The 18,522-nt window shown below is 59.3% G+C and carries 18 protein-coding genes and 1 pseudogene; 5 read left to right on the top strand and 14 right to left on the bottom strand.

Translation table 11 applies throughout. The features are described 5' to 3' along the window. Positions 1–129 precede the first annotated feature (129 nt). From AX768_RS19140 to AX768_RS19130, 3 genes are read left to right on the top strand one after another with little or no spacing between them, the layout of a single operon-like run. The gene (locus tag AX768_RS19140) at positions 130–474 is read left to right on the top strand and encodes an ArsR/SmtB family transcription factor (RefSeq protein ID WP_062001655.1); all 345 of its coding nucleotides are present in this window, start codon (positions 130–132) and stop codon (positions 472–474) included. After that, positions 471–998 (top strand): SRPBCC family protein, encoded by a 528-nt coding sequence (locus tag AX768_RS19135; protein WP_062001654.1) that lies wholly within the window; start codon positions 471–473, stop codon positions 996–998. The genes AX768_RS19140 and AX768_RS19135 overlap by 4 nt, the downstream gene beginning before the upstream one ends. A gap of 25 nt (positions 999–1,023) precedes the next feature. Then, the gene (locus tag AX768_RS19130; protein WP_062001653.1) at positions 1,024–1,437 is read left to right on the top strand and encodes a DUF1801 domain-containing protein; all 414 of its coding nucleotides are present in this window, start codon (positions 1,024–1,026) and stop codon (positions 1,435–1,437) included. Positions 1,438–1,642: 205 nt separating this feature from the next. Here the strand turns inward: AX768_RS19130 and AX768_RS19125 are convergent, their stop codons facing one another. The 8 genes and pseudogenes from AX768_RS19125 to AX768_RS19090 form a co-directional block, all read right to left on the bottom strand. Continuing rightward, complete coding sequence (locus AX768_RS19125) at positions 1,643–2,890, bottom strand: metal-dependent hydrolase family protein (RefSeq protein WP_062001652.1); 1,248 nt, start codon at positions 2,888–2,890, stop codon at positions 1,643–1,645. Between the two features lie 49 nt (positions 2,891–2,939). Continuing rightward, entirely contained in the window at positions 2,940–4,247 is a 1,308-nt protein-coding gene (locus tag AX768_RS19120; RefSeq protein WP_062001651.1) for an MFS transporter, read from the bottom strand. 181 nt (positions 4,248–4,428) lie between these two features. After that, positions 4,429–5,349 (bottom strand): LysR substrate-binding domain-containing protein, encoded by a 921-nt coding sequence (locus AX768_RS19115; protein WP_062001650.1) that lies wholly within the window; start codon positions 5,347–5,349, stop codon positions 4,429–4,431. 93 nt (positions 5,350–5,442) lie between these two features. Continuing rightward, positions 5,443–6,651, bottom strand: a complete 1,209-nt coding sequence (locus tag AX768_RS19110; protein ID WP_062001649.1) for a hypothetical protein — start codon at positions 6,649–6,651, stop codon at positions 5,443–5,445. Positions 6,652–7,085: 434 nt separating this feature from the next. Next, positions 7,086–7,520: pseudogene (locus tag AX768_RS19105) on the bottom strand (sugar-transfer associated ATP-grasp domain-containing protein); the annotation flags it as partial. A gap of 3 nt (positions 7,521–7,523) precedes the next feature. Beyond that, positions 7,524–8,075 carry an IS630 family transposase gene (locus AX768_RS19100; RefSeq protein ID WP_197672636.1) on the bottom strand — a complete coding sequence of 184 codons (552 nt, stop codon included), beginning with the start codon at positions 8,073–8,075 and terminating at the stop codon, positions 7,524–7,526. Beyond that, positions 8,072–8,578 carry a helix-turn-helix domain-containing protein gene (locus tag AX768_RS19095; protein WP_231941265.1) on the bottom strand — a complete coding sequence of 169 codons (507 nt, stop codon included), beginning with the start codon at positions 8,576–8,578 and terminating at the stop codon, positions 8,072–8,074. Before AX768_RS19095 ends, AX768_RS19100 begins: the two co-directional genes overlap by 4 nt. Before the next feature lie 12 nt (positions 8,579–8,590). Continuing rightward, positions 8,591–9,238: a hypothetical protein gene (locus tag AX768_RS19090; protein WP_062001647.1), complete on the bottom strand. Its 648-nt coding sequence runs from the start codon at positions 9,236–9,238 to the stop codon at positions 8,591–8,593. 586 nt (positions 9,239–9,824) lie between these two features. Here AX768_RS19090 and AX768_RS19085 point away from each other — a divergent pair. Both AX768_RS19085 and AX768_RS19080 read left to right on the top strand, forming a co-directional pair. Continuing rightward, positions 9,825–10,835, top strand: coding sequence for a glycosyltransferase family 2 protein (locus AX768_RS19085; RefSeq protein WP_062001646.1), 1,011 nt, complete (start codon positions 9,825–9,827; stop codon positions 10,833–10,835). 53 nt (positions 10,836–10,888) lie between these two features. Beyond that, complete coding sequence (locus AX768_RS19080; RefSeq protein ID WP_062001645.1) at positions 10,889–12,196, top strand: lipopolysaccharide biosynthesis protein; 1,308 nt, start codon at positions 10,889–10,891, stop codon at positions 12,194–12,196. A 5-nt stretch (positions 12,197–12,201) separates the two neighbouring features. On the opposite strand, the gene AX768_RS19075 is transcribed toward AX768_RS19080, so the two are convergent. From AX768_RS19075 to alsB, 6 genes are all read right to left on the bottom strand, one after another. Next, complete coding sequence (locus AX768_RS19075) at positions 12,202–12,870, bottom strand: HAD-IA family hydrolase (RefSeq protein ID WP_082778936.1); 669 nt, start codon at positions 12,868–12,870, stop codon at positions 12,202–12,204. Positions 12,871–12,902: 32 nt separating this feature from the next. After that, positions 12,903–13,874 (bottom strand): hypothetical protein, encoded by a 972-nt coding sequence (locus tag AX768_RS19070; RefSeq protein ID WP_155524283.1) that lies wholly within the window; start codon positions 13,872–13,874, stop codon positions 12,903–12,905. A gap of 3 nt (positions 13,875–13,877) precedes the next feature. Next, positions 13,878–14,921: a hydroxyacid dehydrogenase gene (locus AX768_RS19065; RefSeq protein ID WP_231941530.1), complete on the bottom strand. Its 1,044-nt coding sequence runs from the start codon at positions 14,919–14,921 to the stop codon at positions 13,878–13,880. Between the two features lie 85 nt (positions 14,922–15,006). Then, positions 15,007–15,996 (bottom strand): D-allose ABC transporter permease, encoded by a 990-nt coding sequence (gene alsC, locus AX768_RS19060; RefSeq protein ID WP_062002336.1) that lies wholly within the window; start codon positions 15,994–15,996, stop codon positions 15,007–15,009. Positions 15,997–16,016: 20 nt separating this feature from the next. After that, positions 16,017–17,528 (bottom strand): sugar ABC transporter ATP-binding protein, encoded by a 1,512-nt coding sequence (locus tag AX768_RS19055; protein ID WP_062001643.1) that lies wholly within the window; start codon positions 17,526–17,528, stop codon positions 16,017–16,019. 19 nt (positions 17,529–17,547) lie between these two features. Next, positions 17,548–18,495 carry a D-allose transporter substrate-binding protein gene (gene alsB, locus AX768_RS19050; protein ID WP_062001642.1) on the bottom strand — a complete coding sequence of 316 codons (948 nt, stop codon included), beginning with the start codon at positions 18,493–18,495 and terminating at the stop codon, positions 17,548–17,550. Between the last annotated feature and the right edge of the window lie 27 nt (positions 18,496–18,522).

Here is an 18,522-nt window from a genome sequence, read left to right as displayed (position 1 = left end):
CGGCAGCATCGCCGCGTATTGTGCCTGTCGTCTCATAAATCGACACGATGCCCACTGCGAGTGCATGGTCTGACCAGGCCGTGCCGTCCCTGCTTGACACGTATATTCCCCATCAGGTATATAAACACCATGGAATCGACCTTCGCCGTTATCGCCGAGCCAAGCCGCCGCGCAATCCTGAGTCTGCTGGCATCGTCCGAGCAGACCGTGGGGGATATCGAGGAGAAGCTGAAGCTCTCGCAACCCTCGGTCTCGAAGCACCTTCGAGTGCTTCGGGAAGCCGGATTCGTCGAGGCACGCGTGGACGCACAGCGGCGCGTGTACCGGATCAGGCCGGAACCGCTCGCGGAGATCGACGCGTGGCTCGAACCCTTCCGGCGCTTCTGGTCGGGCCACCTCGATGCGCTCGAATCCCATCTCGACCGCATCGACCAAACTGAAACTGCGCCGGGCAAAAAGGAGAGAAAACGATGAGCAAACGCGACGAATACAGGCCGGGACCCGCTGCGGGCGCCGAAATCCAGAAGGATGGGGAGAAGTGGACGCTCGTTCTGGTGCGCGAACTGCGCCATGCGCCCGAGAAAGTCTGGACCGCGTTGACCGACCCGGTCAGCCTGCGTGAATGGGCGCCCTTCGATGCCGACCGGAGCCTCGCGTCTGTCGGCCCGGTCAAGCTCTCGACAGTCGGAATGCCCACGCCGGTCATCTCGGAGACTGAAGTGACGCGCGCCGAGGCGCCCAGGTTGCTTGAATACCGCTGGGGCGACAACGACCTTCGGTGGCAACTCGAGCCGCTCGGCGACGGAACCCGTCTTACGCTCTGGCACAACATCGACCGCAATTTCATATCGATGGGCGCGGCCGGTTGGCATATCTGCCTCGATGTGCTGGCGCAGTTCGTGGCTGGCGATCCGGTCGGGCGCATTGTCGGCGGTGAGGCCATGAAGTTCGATTGGCCGCGTCTGAAGACCGAGTACGAAAGGCAATTCGGCATTTGAAGCATGAACGTTTCAGGAGGAGAAGATGAAGAAAACGAGTGCGGTAGATGATGCGCTGGCGCCTGAACTCATCGATAAAAAAATCGCAGAGCTTGGCGGCTGGCGCGGCAAAACTTTGAGCAGGATGCGCAAGCTGGTCAGGGACGCGGACCCGGAGGTCGTCGAGCAATGGAAGTGGATGGGCACGCCCGTCTGGTCGCACGACGGAATCATTTGCACTGGCGAGTCGTATAAGTCAGTGGTGAAGCTGACCTTTGCGAAAGGGGCTTCGCTGAAGGACCCCGCGAAACTTTTCAACTCGAGCCTGGATGGAAACACAAGGCGCGCAATCGATATCCACGAGGGTGAGGAAATCGATTCGGTTGCATTCAAGGCGCTTGTTGGCGAGGCGATTGCCCTCAATGTGTCGGGCGTGAAGGCAAAGAAAAAACCCGGTTAAGCCTTCCTGATCTCTTCCGTAACAAAGTCGACGAACGCCCGCGGCACTTTTCGCGCGGAGCGCCGATAGGGTCATCGAATCCGCGGGAGGGTGCCGCCGAAGTGCGGCGACCCAGCTCTCGCACGATGAACAAGCGCTGACTCTCGAGATGTATCGACTGCATGCGTCCGGGCAAGCACACTGACCATGAACGAAAGCAGCAACCTCAGCGCTGCGTAACCCGCCCGTGTTCACTGACAATCTCGCCGCGCTGGAACACATAATCGATCCGCTCGCCTTGCCCGGTGAGCACGCCGATATCGGCAAGTGGATTGCCGTCCACAACGAGTATGTCTGCGATCGCGCCCGCCTTGACCACACCCAGCTTTCCCGTCAACTCGACAATGTCCGCCGCGATCGTCGTTGCCGAACGCAGCGCTTCCAGATTGCCCAGTAAGTCCGCGCGAATCCGCAATTCGTCGCTCTGAAACGTGTGCATCTCGCCGAGCAAGTCCGAGCCAAAACCCATGGGAACCCCCGCGTTCGCATAAATGGCAATCGAGTCGCGGCCCGCGCGCCGTACAGTTTCAATCTTCGCGATGGAATCGGCCCCGAGGCCGTAGTCCGCGCCATGTTGGGCGAGTGCATCGTAGGTGACCAGCGTGGGCACGACGAACGCGCCGTTCTCGCGCATCAGCTTCGCCGCCGCTTCGTCGACCAGGTTGCCGTGCTCGATCGTACGTACGCCGCAGCGGATAGCCCGAGAAATGGCGCGGCCCGTGTAGGCATGAGCCATTACATAGGTGTTGGCTGCGTGCGCTTCGGCGACGATCGCGCGAATCTCATCCTCGGAGTATTGCGTATTGCCGATAGGATCAGTCGGCGAAGCAACGCCGCCGGAAGCCATGATCTTGATTTGCGTCGCGCCCTTCTGGATCTCTTCGCGCACGGCAAGCCGCACCGCATCGACGCCATCAACGACCCGCGCTATCGCGCCTGCGCGGAAACAGCACGAGCACGGCTCAAGCATGTCTCCGCGTGCACGGAAGTCGCCATGGCCGCCCGTTTGCGACAGCGCCTTGCCCGAGGAGAAAATGCGCGGCCCCGGAATCAGCCCCCCCTCCAGCGCCTGCGTCAGGCCCCAGTCCGCGCCTCCGGCATCGCGTACGCTGGTGAAGCCTCGCGCGAGCATCGCCTTGAGGATGGGCAATGCGCGTATGGCCGTAAGTATGTTCGGCTGCGCCGCGTTGACGCCCAGATTCGCGCGCGATGCCAGCACGTGCACATGACAATCGATCAACCCCGGCATGACCGTCTTGCCGCGTGCATCGATAGTACGAGCGTCGTTCAGGTTCACCGGGCGATCGGTCACTTCGACAACGTGGCCGTTCTCGATCACCACGTACTGATGTTCCAGCAATATGCCTTGCGACAGGTCGAGTACGTTGCCGCCGCTGATTACCGTAATGCTCATTGCTGTTTTCCTGACTCGTTGAATGATTTGCCCGCAAACCGCGGCTGTATCAGCGCGAGATCCGTTGCGGGTCGCGCACGAAGCGCGTGCCAATCAGACTGATTGCCGCGGCAACGATCACATAGATGGCCGGCGCCATGTTGCTGCCGGTCGATGCAATCAGCCACGTGATGAAGAACGGCGCGAATCCGCCGAAGATGGTGACCGCGAAGTTGTACGCCACCGACAACCCCGTCGACAGCACCTTGGTCGGAAACAGTTCGGCGAAGGCGGCGAGAATCGGACCCGTGTAGGTGGCGATCAATACGCCGAAGACACCCTGAAAAACCAGCAACGACGCCAGGCCCGGCGCGCGATTGATATACGCGAACATCGGCCATGCGAGAACGAGGATCAGCGCTGCAGCGCCCGACAGAAAACGGCGTCGCCCGAAGCGGTCAGCCAGTGCGCCTACGACCGGCGACAGACACATGATCATCAGTCCGCCGAACATGCCCGCGAGAAAGCCGGTGGATTGCGGAAGATGCAGCGTGCGCACCGAATAGGTCGGCATGTAGAACAGGAGCACGTAGGTGCAGACGGTCCAGAGCACCACCATCGAAAAGCTCGCAAACGTCTCACGGGGATAATTGCGAAATACTTCGGTGAGCGGCGAGTCGTCCTTCGCCTCTTCTGCGACTGCAACGAACGCGGGCGTTTCATCCATCTTGCTGCGAATGAAGTAGCCCACCGGCCCGATCAGGATGCCGAGGAGGAACGGCACTCTCCAGCCCCACGAATGCAACGCCTCGGTGCTCAGGTTCGCCGTGACGAACGTTCCTGTTGCGGCGCCCAGCAGCACCGCAAAGCCGATGCTCGACTGGATCCAGCTCGAGTAGAACGCCCGCTTGTCCGGCGGCGCGTATTCGGTCAGAAACGCGGTGGCGCTGCCCATTTCGCCGCCAGCCGAGAATCCCTGCAACAAGCGCGCAATGACAATCAGCGCTGGTGCCCACAAGCCGATCTGGTCATAGGTGGGTGCGAGGCCGATCAGTGCGGTGCCGCCCGCCATCAGCAGGATGGTCAATGACAACGCCGCCTTGCGGCCGACCTTGTCGGAATAGACGCCGATCACGATACCGCCCACCGGCCGCATGAAAAAGCCGACGCCAAACGTCGCCACCGCCAACAGCAACGAGGTCAGTTCGCTGCCAGTCGGAAAAAACAGCTTGGCGATGATCACCGCGAAAAAGCTGTAGACCGTGAAGTCGAACCACTCGAGCCCGTTGCCCAATACGGTGGCGACGATTGCGCAGCGCCGTTGTCGCGCAAGCGTGTCGACAGATAGTGCGACGTTGGATGAAAGCGTTCCCTGCATAGTCTCTTCCTCATCAGACGGCCTGACGGCCGACGCTGTTCACAATGCGCCACCTCGGAAATTGAGCGGCGCTTTCGCTTACACAGCGAATCGTAAAGAGACCGGATTTGTTTTCGAAACGAAAGATTCGCATGCACGCATGCGTGTAGCGCATGCGTGCAATGCATACGCTCGAGTGCAGTCAGGCGAGCTTCGCCGATGCAACCTGTTGTTCCGCTTGATCGAATAGCCAGCGCGTAAAGAGACGCGCTGCCTGGTTCTGCGAGCGGTCGTTCGGCGACAGCACGTAATACCCGCCGCCATGACTCGCCGATGAATGCGTAGCGCGCACCAGCAGTCCTTCCTTGAGGCACGCGTCGATCATATGACGCCATGCGAGCACGACGCCCTGACCGAGGATTGCCATCTGCACGAGTTGCGGATAGTGGTTCACCATCACAGACTGCGGCGAGTCCGGCATGGCGACCTCATTGAGACGGAACCACTCGGGCCACGACATCCACTGGCGCTGACCGTCTTCCTGCATCAGCAGTGTTTCGCACGTGAGATCGGCGGGCTGCAGCAGGCGGCCGGCAAGGTAGCTTGGCGAGCAAACCGGGTAGACGTCTTCGTCGAAGATGCGGCGCGCGGTGAAATGCGGCTCGGCGCGTTGTCGGACGTAGTACAGCCCGACATCGAACTCGGCCGGCGACAGGGACGCAAGCCCGTCACGCACGATCATCCTGATGCGCACGTTCGGATGCGCCGCACGGAATTCGCCGAGCCGCGGCGTAAGCCACAGCACGGCAACGCCCGACGAACACGCGATCGTCAGTTCCTGATCGCCGTAGCGTTTCATCACATCCAGCGTTGCTTCAGAGCAATTCGCAAGCAGCCACTGCACGTGCTTCGCGTACCGGTCGCCCGCGATGGTGAGGCGCAGGGCTCGGTGCTCGCGCACGAAGAGCGAGCGGCCCAGAAACTCTTCAAGCTGCGCGATCTGCCGGCTTATCGCGCTTTGTGTCAGATGCAGCTCGGCGGCAGCCTTGGTGAAACTGGCGTGCCGCACGGCCGCTTCGAACGCGATCAGGCATTGGAGTGGGGGTAAGGGAGCGATGCGCATGGACGACGTAACCGAGTGGCGGTGGCGCCATGATAACGGGCAGCTTCCTGCACCGATCCGCAGTCACATGGGAAGCGTGTTTGCAAGCCCCTATCAAGTGTCCGGATTCGCCAGGATGAAATTGCGCATGGCGCTGTACTCAGGGTCGACGATCCGGCCGTCAATCAAGATGCCCCACGACGTATTGCCACTGTCCAGGACGTAGTACATCACCGACTCGATGTTGTCCGTCTTGCGCGCCGCGTAGAAGCGGGTCAGCCGCTCGGTAATGTACGACGCGCGAAATGCCTGGCTGTCCTCGGGATTGGCGTTCCACTCCGTGATCATGAACGGCACGCCGTAGCGCTTCTTGCAGTACGCAGGAAGATCGAAATTCGGGCCCCCACCGTTCACGCCGATGTTGAAGATATCCCCGTAGACCTCGTAGTTGTGCCACGTCGTGATATCCCAGCGCAGTTGCGGGTGACCCGTGGTGCCATCGGGCTGCGTGCCGTCCCAGAGTGCATCGGACGCGCCGATATCCGCCACGCAAAAGTTGATGCCGCACTTCGCGCCCGGTTGCACCGACCTGACGCCATCCATCATGCCGCGCATCACGCCGCGCATTGCCGGCCAGTTCGTGTTATTGAAATCCGTGACCCTGTTGCCCGCCGACGATGAATCAATAACGGTCTGTGAGCGGCGTGTCAGTTCATTGCCGCATTCGTACATGGTGACGCCATACGGCATGAGCGCGGCGGCAATGGTCGATCCGGATTGAAAACCCTGGTTGTACGCGGCGGCCTCGCTGGTCCAGACCACGCCGGATGCATCGGTCAGGCTTTCATCGATACAGACAAACAGGCTGATGCCAGTGCCGACAAACGCCTTCGCCATATTCACAAGTGCGTTCAGCGACTTCGTGTCGAAGCAAGTCAGTCGATACGACGTGCATCCCAGGGCTTGCAGGATCGCGACAGTTTGCGACGGCGTGTACAGGTAGTCGTAGTGCCCGTTCATGCCATAGAACATGCCCGATGCAGCTTTGACCGCCGAATCATCAGGAACTTCGACCGGCTCCGACGCTGCGGATTCCGGCACGGCGACTTCCGATGCAGCGCCGCTGGCGGCTGCGGGCGCGGCGGCAACAGCCGGAGGCTGTGTAACGGTGACCGCGCTACTCCCGGTGGGCGCTGCGGCAACACTTACGCCTTTAGAGGCCGCTGAGGAGTCCGAGCTGCCACCGCCGCCTCCGCAACCGGCGAGCGCATAGCTGCCGCCGAAGGCGCAAATACGACTCAAAAATGAACGGCGACTGAGCATGACGAGTTTCTCCAACGTCGGAGTGGTCGACGAAAAGTTTTTGTATGACGAATTACGAGCCAGACACAGCTTGGCTTCGATGGGGTACCGACGAGCTCGCCTGCTGATAAATTGCATGGGCGGTCAGCCGGGATGACGACGATAATCCGCGCGCATCTTCAACCGCATTAACGGCAATGACATCCGAATGTTTAGCGCCTGCTTAAATTTTTTTTTGAACGGACGCGCGAATGAATAACTGCGGGCGGCGTGTTGAAGAGGGTTGGGAGAGGATGATGCGGGCGAGTAATCTGCCTGCACTCCTCGCAGGCGAGCCCGGAGAACGGGCCAATTGCCCACGACGGTAGCAATCCTAACTAATTAAACAATGATCTTCGCCGCGCGGAGCGCGAAGATCAACAGGGAAGATGAAGCCTGAAAGCGTGTGCTTTGATTCAGCTCTTCCGAGAGGGTTTCAACCGCTCCCATCGCAAGTCGGAGAAACAGGGACCTTGCGTGGCCTCGCTGAACTTGACGTCGTTATGTTCGGCGTTCCATTCCATGACCTGAACATTGCCGTTCATATCGACGGTCAAATCCCATCCGACGCATCGGGCAAAGGGAATTTTCTTGTGAAGTTCAAGCACGGTGCTGACGCACTTCGAAAAGGCCGGTACGCTCAGGCCATCGAACTTGATTCTGGAATCCGGATGCTCATCGAGCGCCATCCAGTTCGCCAGGTAACCTTGCGCGTACAGTTTGCCGTCAGCCAGATCCACGGGCACGCAAATCTCGCTGTCCGGTTGAATGTGAGTATCTGCAACCCGGCCAAGGCGTAAAAAGCATGCACGAATGGAAATCAGCCCGGCATCATCTACGACTGATGTAAGTGTTCAGGCGAAACGGATTTCAAATTCTGAGCCGTAGGCGGCGAGCAGTTTGCCGATCTCAGCATCGATGGTTTCCTTGGTCCAGGTAACGAAACGTCGCCAGTGATACTTTGCATGCTTCCAAACGATTTCGATCAGGTTCAGCTCGGGACTGTAGGGCGGCAGATGGAAGAGCACCATGCGATGCTCGAGAAACCACCGGTCGATCGTTTCCTGCTCGATGTTGTGATGAATCGAGGCGTTGTCGAGGACGACCACCGTCATCAGACCGGGCGAGCCGTCCTTCGCGATCTGGTCAAGAAACTCAACGACGGCGGGGCGTTTGATGGTCGCCTTGCTGACTTCATGCTTCAGAAGGTTGGCGCCGAAATCAAATGCGCCGAGGACCGAGCGTCTGCAATGCGGCCGAGGAACAACACGGTGTGGCTCGCCGATGGGCGACCAGCCGCGTTGCACCGGCGGTGAAGCGCAGAACCCTGATTGGTCAAAGTAGACCAGGCGGCACGCCCCATCACGAGCGGCCTGCTGCAACTTTGAGAGCGTGCCTGCTTTCACGGCGAACTCCAGTTCGTCGCGCTTTTTTTGAGCGAGTAGCGGCCACGTTTGTAGGAAAACCCCGCGCGCTTGAGCGCCACCGACAGCGTTTCCAGGCGGCATGGCAAAGGCTGGCCATGCACCTCCTCAATGCGCAGCGCGATCTGCTTGAGCGTCATCGATTCGGTGCGGGCCGCTTCGATGGCAGTGGCGATCAAGGCATCAGACAACGCGCGAGGCCGCCCGCCTTTATGCCCGGTCAGCAAACCACACAGGCCCCTGTCGTTCCAGGAATGCACCCAGTTGTACACCGACTTGTCGCTCACATCGAGCTCGACGGCGATCTCATGAACCCGTCGGCCGCTGCCAAGCTCCAGCAGACCCAGCCCTCGGGTTCGAAAGTCTTGATGAGGATGCTTGCGCGAGAGTTGTTGCAAGGTCTTCGTCTCCGCTTCGGTCAGTTCAACAGCACATTTCATCGGCAGGCAGGTAATCAGGATGGGATTGCCTGTCAGACTCGCCATTCTGAAATTCGTTTACTCCGCACACTTAATCCTTAAAGTCGCCACAGCATTCGATGCGAAATCATTAAACAATTGATGCTGAACAATGAATCGCTGAATTACGCCATTTCCCAACGACTTTATGCTGCCGACACTGAAGGTTTCCCGGTCGAAAAAGAAAACGCCCTTTCCTTGGAAAGAGCTGTCGACTTTAAATACGATTTTTTCCGTGTTTCGGAAAACAAATGCTTCGACCTCGGCTTCAGGAACTGCAACATGATCAGAGGTAAAGAACAGCCCATTAACAAAGTAAGCGATATCCGGAAAAGTATCGCTGCTAAAAATAATGCCGGATAAGGGCTTGAGGCTGGATATCTTTCCGTACGGTCCTTTCATTCGGGGTACGACGACGCTCCCATAATAATTATCGGGAATCCAGCCTTCCTTGAACGTTCCAGTGAACGCGGCATAGACGCGGAGCCAAGGTGCATAACGGGCATTGCCGAGTACCTCCTGCGCGTAAGCATCAGCCAGCCTCAAGTTGACCGGGTCGGTCTTGCCGTTTTTCTTCTCAAGCGTCTTGAATATGATTCGGGCCTGCGACTCATGATCCTTGTCGAACTTGTGGCGTGCCGCTTTTTTAATGGATTTTCTGACTAATGTCTCAACATCAACGCGCATCGTGCATTTCCAGAGTTTTGTATGGATTTATTTAGGACGCCAATACTACCCCGGGCGCCCCCTTCTTCCCAAGCATACCCGGAATCCTCCGTCGGCAGGCGCACAGTAAGTCACGAATTACCCGTATTGGTCAAGATACATAATGAAAATGTAAGGCAATATAATGTAGTTGTTAAGAATTACTGAGCATATGCGGATACCACCATTTCGTTACAAGCTTATTGCAGAAAAAGATAAGAAGCCGAACGCGAAAATCCACTGCTAATTCCTCAGCTTAATCGGCCAATAGCTCCGGACTTTGCGCCGGGCAAAGGCGTCTGACGTTCTCGACGGTTTATGCTTCACTGCAGCATAGTCGTTCGCTCCAAGCACGAATTTCGGGTCCCAGGTCGGCTTGTTGCAAGGCTTGGCGCATCGCGCAAAATCGCGTCTCAAGTCTTGATCCTGACTTCCAACCACAGTCCTTCAATCACCTGCACTCTCGAGATCTGACGAAATTGCGACGTCACATGGGCCGATTTTGTTGAATTGGCCTGACAGACTTTCTCGTTTGCCGCATGGAATCTCTAGCCAGCACCGAGGCCCTATGGAACCCGTCACGATCGTCATCTGCAACTACAACTACGAGCGCTTTCTCACGCAGGCAATCGAGTCGGCGCTTGCCCAGGACTATCCGGCCACGCGCGTGGTGGTCGTCGACGACGGTTCGACCGATGGCTCGCGGGCGCTTATCGATGGATATGGATCGCGTATCTCAGCGGTCTTCAAGGAGAACGGAGGCCAGGTCTCGGCCTACAATCGCGCCGTGGATATCATCGATACGGACCACGCGATCCTGCTGGATTCAGATGACCTTCTCTATCCCAGTGCCGTGTCTGACGTGATGCGCGTCTTCCAGAGCGGCGACTATGCGAAGGTCCAGTTCCGCCTGGACGTGATCGACTCCGCTGGCGGTCTGATGGGAGTACACGTACCGCATTCGGAGCCGCCGGCGGATTGCGGCACGTTGCTAAAGCGCGGATGGCTGTACCCGTCGCCGCCGGCATCGGGCAATGCGTATCGGGTCAGTGCCTTGAAGCAGATTTTTCCGGTGCCCGAGTCAGCCATCAACCGCTACGGCGCCGATTTCTACGCCATATACGGTGTCGTGTTGCTGGGTTCCGTCGCAACGATTCCCAAGTCGCTCGGTGGATATCGGGTGCATCATACGAGTGCGCCCAGCGTGTCGTTTGCAAACGCAGAGAGCATGGTCAAGGGATCGAGCGCGCTCAGCATGCGATGGGCGACCTTGCAGAACATTGCACGCTCGCGCCTGAAAGTCGATTTACCGGTATCGTTTCACGACTTCTCTCACGAGAAGGCGCATTTTTGCTCCCGCGTGTATCAGGCGCCGCTCGCAACTCGCTGGGGCTGGATGATGAGAGAGTCGCGCAGTTATTTGCATTCGATTATTGCAAACCCTTTCTGGAGCCTTAAAAAGAAAATCGGGACGCTCGTGTTGTCGAGCATGTGCCTCGTACCTTATTCACCCTTGTCGGATTTCGCGGTCCGTTATATTGCCAACCCGCTAGGTCGCCGTCGCGCAGCAGCACGCTAAGCTTCGCAACAAGGCGATAAATTACGCTGCCTAGCGGGCTTAAACAAAGAAGTATGGATAAAAAAGAAAACGCCAAGATCCTAGTGTTCGTGTACGGCGGTTATGTGATGAGGTATCTCTATCTCATCATCGTCATTCCGTTTTATGGGCGGGTGCTTGGCGTGACGGAATATGGGCGCGTGCTTGCGGCCATGTCACTCATGAACGTGATCTGGATGCTTGCAAGCTACGGGTTCACTTTTGTCGGCATGCGCGATGTCGCGAAGTCTCCGGAGCGCAGCCACCATAACGATGTGTTCTCTCTGCATTCGAGCGCACGGATATTGACCGGCGCGGTCGGTCTGGCCGTAGGTGTCATCGCCACGCTGTGCTCGCCTACGCTCTCCGAGCGGCCTCTCATGGGGCTTTTGGCTACCATGCTCGGGCTTGTGTCCGCATTGAACCTGGGCTGGCTTTTTCAGGGACGCCAGCGCTTTCGCACGCCGATCATCATTGAAGTCATCGGCTTTGCGATCAGCCTCGTTCTCATTTTATCGATAGTCAGAGGACCGCAAGACTCGGTATGGGTCGTCGCGAGCCTGCTGATTGCGGGCGTGATTTCATCAGTGATTTCGTACGGTCTGACGTTTGCACATGTGGGCTTGCCGAAATTCCGGATGAGCGGCGTGATGGACCTGATGCGCGGGTCCACCATGTTGTTCGCTTATTCAACGGGGTCGGCGGTGCTGACGGCGTCGTCGACTTATTTGCTTACGTTGCTGTCTTCGCCGGATCAGGTGGGGTATTTCGGCGCCGCCGAACGTTTTGCGACCATTGGGTTGAGCTTGATGGGTCCGGCCGCCCAGGTATTTATCCCGACCATCTCGCGGCAACTCGCACAAGGCGACACCGATGGCGCCCGCGCCAGCAGTCGGCGCGGCGCGACGTTGTTGATGGGGTACGGCGTGCTTGCGCTGCTGGCCGCATTGAGCCTGTCGCCGTTCCTCATGCCGTTGATTCTCGGCAAGGCCTTCACTCCAAGCGCACACGTCTTGCAGTGTCTCGCCGTGATGTTTCCGTTCGCCGCGTTCAACGAGTTCGTCGCGTTCTATGTGTTCGTGCCGCGCCAGAAAGACCGCTTGCTTGCCATAGCCGGGATCACGTCGGGTCTCGCCAACCTGGCTGCAGCGCTGTTTCTCGCGCCTTTATATGGCGCCATGGGCATGGCCGTTGCGCGCGTGATCGGGGAAGCCACCCTCACCGTCATGCTGGTCGGCCTGATGATTCGATCGGACATGATCGGACTGCTTCCGGGCGTTGGCCGCGCGGCGGCAATGGCGCGCGGCGTCTTCCAGCATGCCGGAAGCGGCAAGGATAAATGACCCGTTCAGGCTATCCGGAACAGCAACTTGCCCTGGTCTTCGAACACTTTGACGCCAAGGAAATCGTGAAGATAACCTGAAGGCCCGAGGGCATCGATCTGCGCCACGTCAAGCGTAGAAGTCAACGCGATCACCTTCGACGCAGCCGCGAGTCCCGATGCAATCCCGGCTGCCGAATCCTCGAACACGAGCGCTTGCTGGGGCTCGGCTCCCAGCGCCTTCGCACCCGCAATAAACCCATCCGGCGCAGGCTTGCCGCGCGCAATGTCGTCGGACGTAAAAAGGAAGCGGGGAATCGGCAGTCCTGCTGCCTGCATGCGGCGTATCGCAAGCGGCCGTTCGGCGGACGTCACGACCGCCCAGCGATCGTCCGGAAGCGATGCCAGCATAGCAAGTGCGCCCGGTATCTCGACAATGCCGTCCACGTCGTCGAGTTCACGCTGCTTCAGCGCGGCGGTATCGGCTTCCACATCCGTTCCCGGCGGCGCCAGTGCGCGAACCGTATCGATCACGCGCCGCCCCTGGCATTCGCGCAGGACCATGGCGGCGTCGAGCCCGTGGTGCGCCGCCCAGTCGGTGTACGCGCGAATCACGGGCGCATGTGAATTAATCAGGGTTCCATCCATGTCGAAGAGAAGACAGGAGGTGCGGAATTCGACTTGAGTGAGCAGCATGAGGAAGATGAATGATGTCCAACCGGCAAACGCTAACGATGTTCCTCAACGCCGCCCGTGACCGCTTCGACCACGCTCAAAGTGGTCGACTCACGCGGCTGCAAGACGACCAGCGGTCCGTGCGATTCGATCTCGAAGTAGGGCAGTCGCGGTGCGTTGAAGACTTCTAGCGGCGAGCCATGAGCATACCTTGCATCGGGGAACACCGGGAAGCGCCTGCTCAACGTATGCCTGCCCTCCGGCAGATCGAACACTACGTGCGCTACACCCGGCGAGTTATCGATGCCCAGTTTGAACTCGATCGCCTCAGTGCACCGTGTCGTGACGTGTTTGCTCGAACCCGTCACGAAGCCGGATTCACGGACATCGCCCAATGGGCCTTTAGCGAGAAACGGCGTCACCGATTTCCGCCAGTCCCGCTGCGCGTTTTCGATGACAACGTCAACCCGGCCGGGCCGCCGCAACATCAGCACGTCCCAGATTGCACATGGCCTCGCCACCTCGCTGCGGTTGCTGAGTTCATGCAACGTTGTCCATGAGCCATCGCGTGCTGACAACACAATGCGGCGCCGGACCTGCAAGCCGCTTTGCCGGCATACAGGGCTCAGCAACTCGACGCCCATAGACCGGCTGTCGAACCACGTGCTCACGACTTCGTAAGAACCGCTGTCCAGATCGCGCTGTGGCGCGCGTTCGGGCCAGTCCGACTCCGGCGCAACCCAGGTCTTGCCGCCACCCCATAGTGGAAAATCCCATTCGCCGCACAGCGTGCGCCATTGCTCCGCACTCCAGTCGGGCACGTGGCCGGCAAGCGCGTCGTTGACGTAGGCCAGCTCGACGCCCTCATGCCGGATGCTCATCAGCCTTCCGCCAATGGCGGGCACAACAGTCAACTCGACCGCGCCCTGGCGCATCGATAACGCGTTCCACCCACGATAAGCGGTCCATTTCAACTCGCGGCCAGTATCGGAGATTCCTGCAAAGTGCGATATGCGGCTCAGCATCGCTCAGCTCTTCGCCACCGGTTTGCTGCGCATCAGGCCGACTGTCTCGGGCTGTGCGATCTTGCACATCACGGGAGGCAAACCGCGCGCGATCAGTTCGATATCCGCCAGTGCACGACGGCCGATTTCACGCAGCACGGCACTCAGCGCGCCGGCCTGATGCGGCGAGAGCAATATGGTATCGATGGAACGCGCCCGATGTCCCGGCGCGAGCGGCTCTTCGGGAAAGACATCGGTCGCCACACGAATATGCCCTGACGCGGCTGCGTCGAGCATCGCATCGAAATCGACCACGCCGGCACGGCTCACGAGCACGAACGCGGCGCCTTGTTTCATTGATGCAAATTCATCGCGCGTGAGGAATCCCTGGTTCTGCGACGTCACGCCCGCCACCACGAACACGACCTGCGACTCGCGCAAGACAGTCTCAAGCGGCGCCGCCTCGCAACCGAGCGACTCGAGGTACGCCGGCGGCAGCCACGGATCGAACGCCTTCACCACGCCACGAAACGGCGCGATGAGCGGCAGGATTGCACGCCCGAGATCGCCCATGCCAATAAAGCCCACGGGCGCGCCATAAAGCGAAAACGCGTCCCGGTTGGCATCGAGTCCATATTGTTCGGTGCCGTTGCGAAAGCGCCGGTCCGCATGGCTGATCCCGCGAGCCAGATCGATTGCCATGCCAAGCGCGGCTTCCGCCACCGGTTCCGCGAACACCGGGCTCACGTTCAGCACGCGCACGCCTTGTCTGAAGCACTGCGCATAGTCCACATTCGGAAGAAAGTTGCCCTCCACATTCACGATCGCGCGAAGATTCACGGCACGCGTCAGACGTTCGGACGGCATGTCGAGCTGCCCGACGATGATGTGCGCATCGGCTGCGTGCTGGTTGAAGATTTCATCGCTCACTGGGCCATCTGCGTGGATGAACACTTCGCCGAGCGCATGAAGACGTTCCAGATCGGCGGGGCTGAAAATGTCTTCGACGTTACGCGGGGAGGGCGCGATGAAAAGACGGATTTTCTCTGCGGCTTGAATCGAGGACACGGGATGCTCCAGGAAGGGAATGGCTGAAGCGGGAAACGCGGTCAACGTCGACACGCGTCCACCGCAGATCTGATTGATTGGAAACCTAGCGGGACTTCCGGGTGAACAGCTTGTCGGCCGTGACTGCCGCAATGATCAGCGCGCCCATCACGATCTGCTGATAATAGGTCTCGACGTTCATGATGTTCAGGATGTTGTTGATCACGCCGATGATCAGTCCGCCAATGACCACGCCCGTCACCTGCCCTCGCCCGCCAAAGAAGCTCGTCCCGCCGATGATCGCCGACGCAATGGCGAAGGTCTCGAACCCGACGCCCGCATTCGGCTCGGCCGCAGCGGTCCGCGCGGTCGTGACAATGCCCGCGATACCCGCGCATGTCCCCGCGATGATGAACACCACCATGGTATGCAGCTTCACGCTGATGCCTGAGTAGAACGCGGCTTGCGCGTTGCCGCCGAGCGCGTAGATGTTGCGCCCGAGTTTCGTGAACTTGGTCAGGAACAACAGGAAACCCGCCACGACGACCGCAATGATGATGGGTACAGGTACGCCGAAAACACGCCCGGCGACGACATCGGTGAATGAACGGTCGAAGCCGAATACCGAACGTGAATCCGACACGATGAGCGTCACGCCGCGATAAATCGCCGCCGTTCCCAGCGTGATGATGAACGGATGCAACTGCGTGAGATTGACCAGGGCGCCGTTGATGGCGCCGAGCAACGCGCCCATGCCCACGCCGCCGATCAGCACCGCGAGCCAGACGGGCAAACCCGCCATCATCAGCTTGGCCATGACCATGCCGGACAGCGCCAGCACGGAACCAATCGACAAATCGATCCCTGCAATCAGAATGGTGAAGAACACGCCGCACGCGAGCAACACCATGACGGAGCTTTGCAACAGGACCTGCACGAGGTTGTCGCGGGTGAGGAAATATTGTGGCGATGCAATGCTGCACAGGATCAGCAACACGACCAGGATGCCAAACGTGCCATACGTCTGCCAGATCGTGGCGAAATCGCGGCGCGGTGCGGCCGGCAACGGCGCGCCCGAAGTATTCGATGGGTTCATTTTGCCTCCTTCGTGGTCGCTCATGAGGTGGCGACTTGCATGATCGATTCTTCCGTGGCGTCGGCGTTCGCAAGCGTGCTTGCCACCGTGCCGTCCTTGTACACCGCAATGCGATCGCACACCGCAATGAGTTCCGGCAACTCCGATGAAACCATCAGGATCGCCTTCCCCTCGTTCGCGAGGCCACGCATGATCGAATAGATTTCAGCCTTCGCGCCTATGTCGATACCGCGCGTGGGTTCATCGAAGATAAAGAGGTCGCTTTGCGCCGCAAGCCACTTTGCGATGATCGCTTTTTGCTGATTGCCGCCCGACAGTTCGGTGATGTTCTGAGTCGACGAAGCACAGCGGATGCGCAGCCGCTCCTTGTAGCGCAGGCCGAATTCGCGCTGGCGTGCGCGGTCGATCAAACCCAGCGACAACGCGCGCCGCGTGCTGCGCAAGGCAGGCGCCACGAAGATGTTTTCTTCTATGTTCAAATTTTGGAAGAAGCCGGTCGCGCGCCGGTCTTCGGTCACGAATGCAAGCCCTTGCTTGACCGCCTGATACGGCGAGTCGATCGTGATCTCGCACCCGTTCAGCGTCATGCGCCCCGCCGATTTTCGCCGCACGCCGAAGATGGTTTCCATCAGTTCGCTGCGCCCGGAACCCATCAGGCCCGCAAAGCCGAAGATCTCGCCGCGATACACGTTGAACGAAACATCGCGCACCCAGCCATCGCGGGAGGAAAGATGATCGACGGAAAATACGATGTCTCCGTGCGTGGCATCCTCGCCTTTCGGCCTGCCGTGAACGATCTCCCGGCCAACCATCAGCGCGACGAGGCGATCCGTCGAAGTGGATCTGGCGTCGTACGTGCCTACGTACTTGCCGTCTTTCAGGACCGTGACACGGTCGCCGATCAGCGCAATCTCCTTCAACTTGTGCGAGATATAAGCCACGCCCACGCCATCGCGCTTCAGATCGCCGATCACGTTGAAGAGCTTCGCAACTTCGGTATCGGTCAGTGACGAAGTCGGCTCGTCCATGATGATGAGCCGCGCTTCGCTCGCGAGCGCCTTGGCAATCTCGACCTGCTGTTTCTCCGAGATGCCCAGATCGCCCACCAGCGTTCGCGGATCACGCGCGAGGCCGACCCGGGCAAGCACCTCACGCGCCTTCGCGTTCATCTTCCGGCGATCGACCACGGGAATACCAAAGCGCTTGATGGTCGGAATGCGCCCGACAAACAGGTTCTCTTCAATACTCAAGTAGTCGATAACACTCAGCTCCTGATAGATCAGGCAGATGCCGAGCTGGGCGGACAACGAGGGCGACAACCTGGCGTACTCGTTGCCGCCGGCGATGATCGCGCCCGAAGTCGGCTCGTAGATGCCGCTCAGGATTTTCATCAGCGTCGATTTCCCGGCGCCGTTCTCGCCGAGCAGGACATGCACCTCGCCGGCGCGGACGTCGAAGCTCACGTCGCTTAGCGCTGTCGTACCGGGAAACAGCTTCGTGATGCCGCGTACGGCCACCAGTACTTCGTTCATCTGATCCTCGCGAGGCGGTTTACTTCGTGATCAGATGCGACTCGATCGGCAGGAACTCCGGCGTCTTGTTCGGATCGATAGCAGGCTTGTTTTTCAGCGCATCGAGCAACAGGTCGACGGCCTTTGCGCCCATCGCTGCGGAGTCCTGCGCAACCGTTGCGGTCAGCTCACCGCGCTTGACGGAGTCGAGCGCTTCGGGAACGCCATCGGTGCCGACTACAACGACTTTGCCGAGCTTGTCCGCATTCTTCACAGCCTGTGCCGCGCCCAGCGCCATGGTGTCGTTCGCCGCGTAGATAGCTTTCAGATCGGGGTTGCGTTGCAAGATGTTGGTCGTGACGTCGAGTGCTTTCGAGCGATCCCAGTCACCGGGCTGGCTTGCAACCAGCTTGATGGACGGCACCTTTGCGAAGGCCTGCTTTGCGCCATCGCGGCGTGCATCGCCCGACACGTTCCCCGCCTTTCCTTCGATGATCGCGACCTTGCCGCCCGAGCTGCCAAGTTTCTGCGCAATGAAATCGCCCGCTTTATTTCCAAGCGCCACGTTGTCGCTCGAAATGAAAGCGATCACCGCACCGCCCGCCGCTTTCAACTGGCCCTGATCGATTTTTTCATCGATGTTGACCACGTAGATGCCTTTCTTCGTCGCCGCGCTCACGGCTTGAATCAGGCTCACGGGCGAGATCGGCGCAACACCGATCGCCTTGTAGTTCTTGTTCAGCACGTCTTCCACCAGACGTTGCTGCCCCTGGATATCTTCTTCGCTGTTGCCCGCAAGGATGTCGACCGTGACGCCCTTCGCCTTCGCCTCTTTCTGGATGCCGTCGCGCATTGCGACCCAATACGGGTTGGCGAGCGTCTTCAAGACGATCGCGATGTCTGCGGCTTGCGCCGGCGTCCACGCTGCCAGCATCAATGCCGCTGCTGCAACGCCCGTTGTCGATTTGAGCCAGTTTTGTACGTTCATGCTTCGTCTCCTGTTTTTCCGCGCAAG

This window comes from Burkholderia sp. PAMC 28687 (genome assembly GCF_001577465.1).
Taxonomy (GTDB): Bacteria; Pseudomonadota; Gammaproteobacteria; order Burkholderiales; family Burkholderiaceae; genus Caballeronia.
Note: the sequence above shows the minus strand (reverse complement) of the source record. Positions and strands in the feature narration are given on the sequence as shown.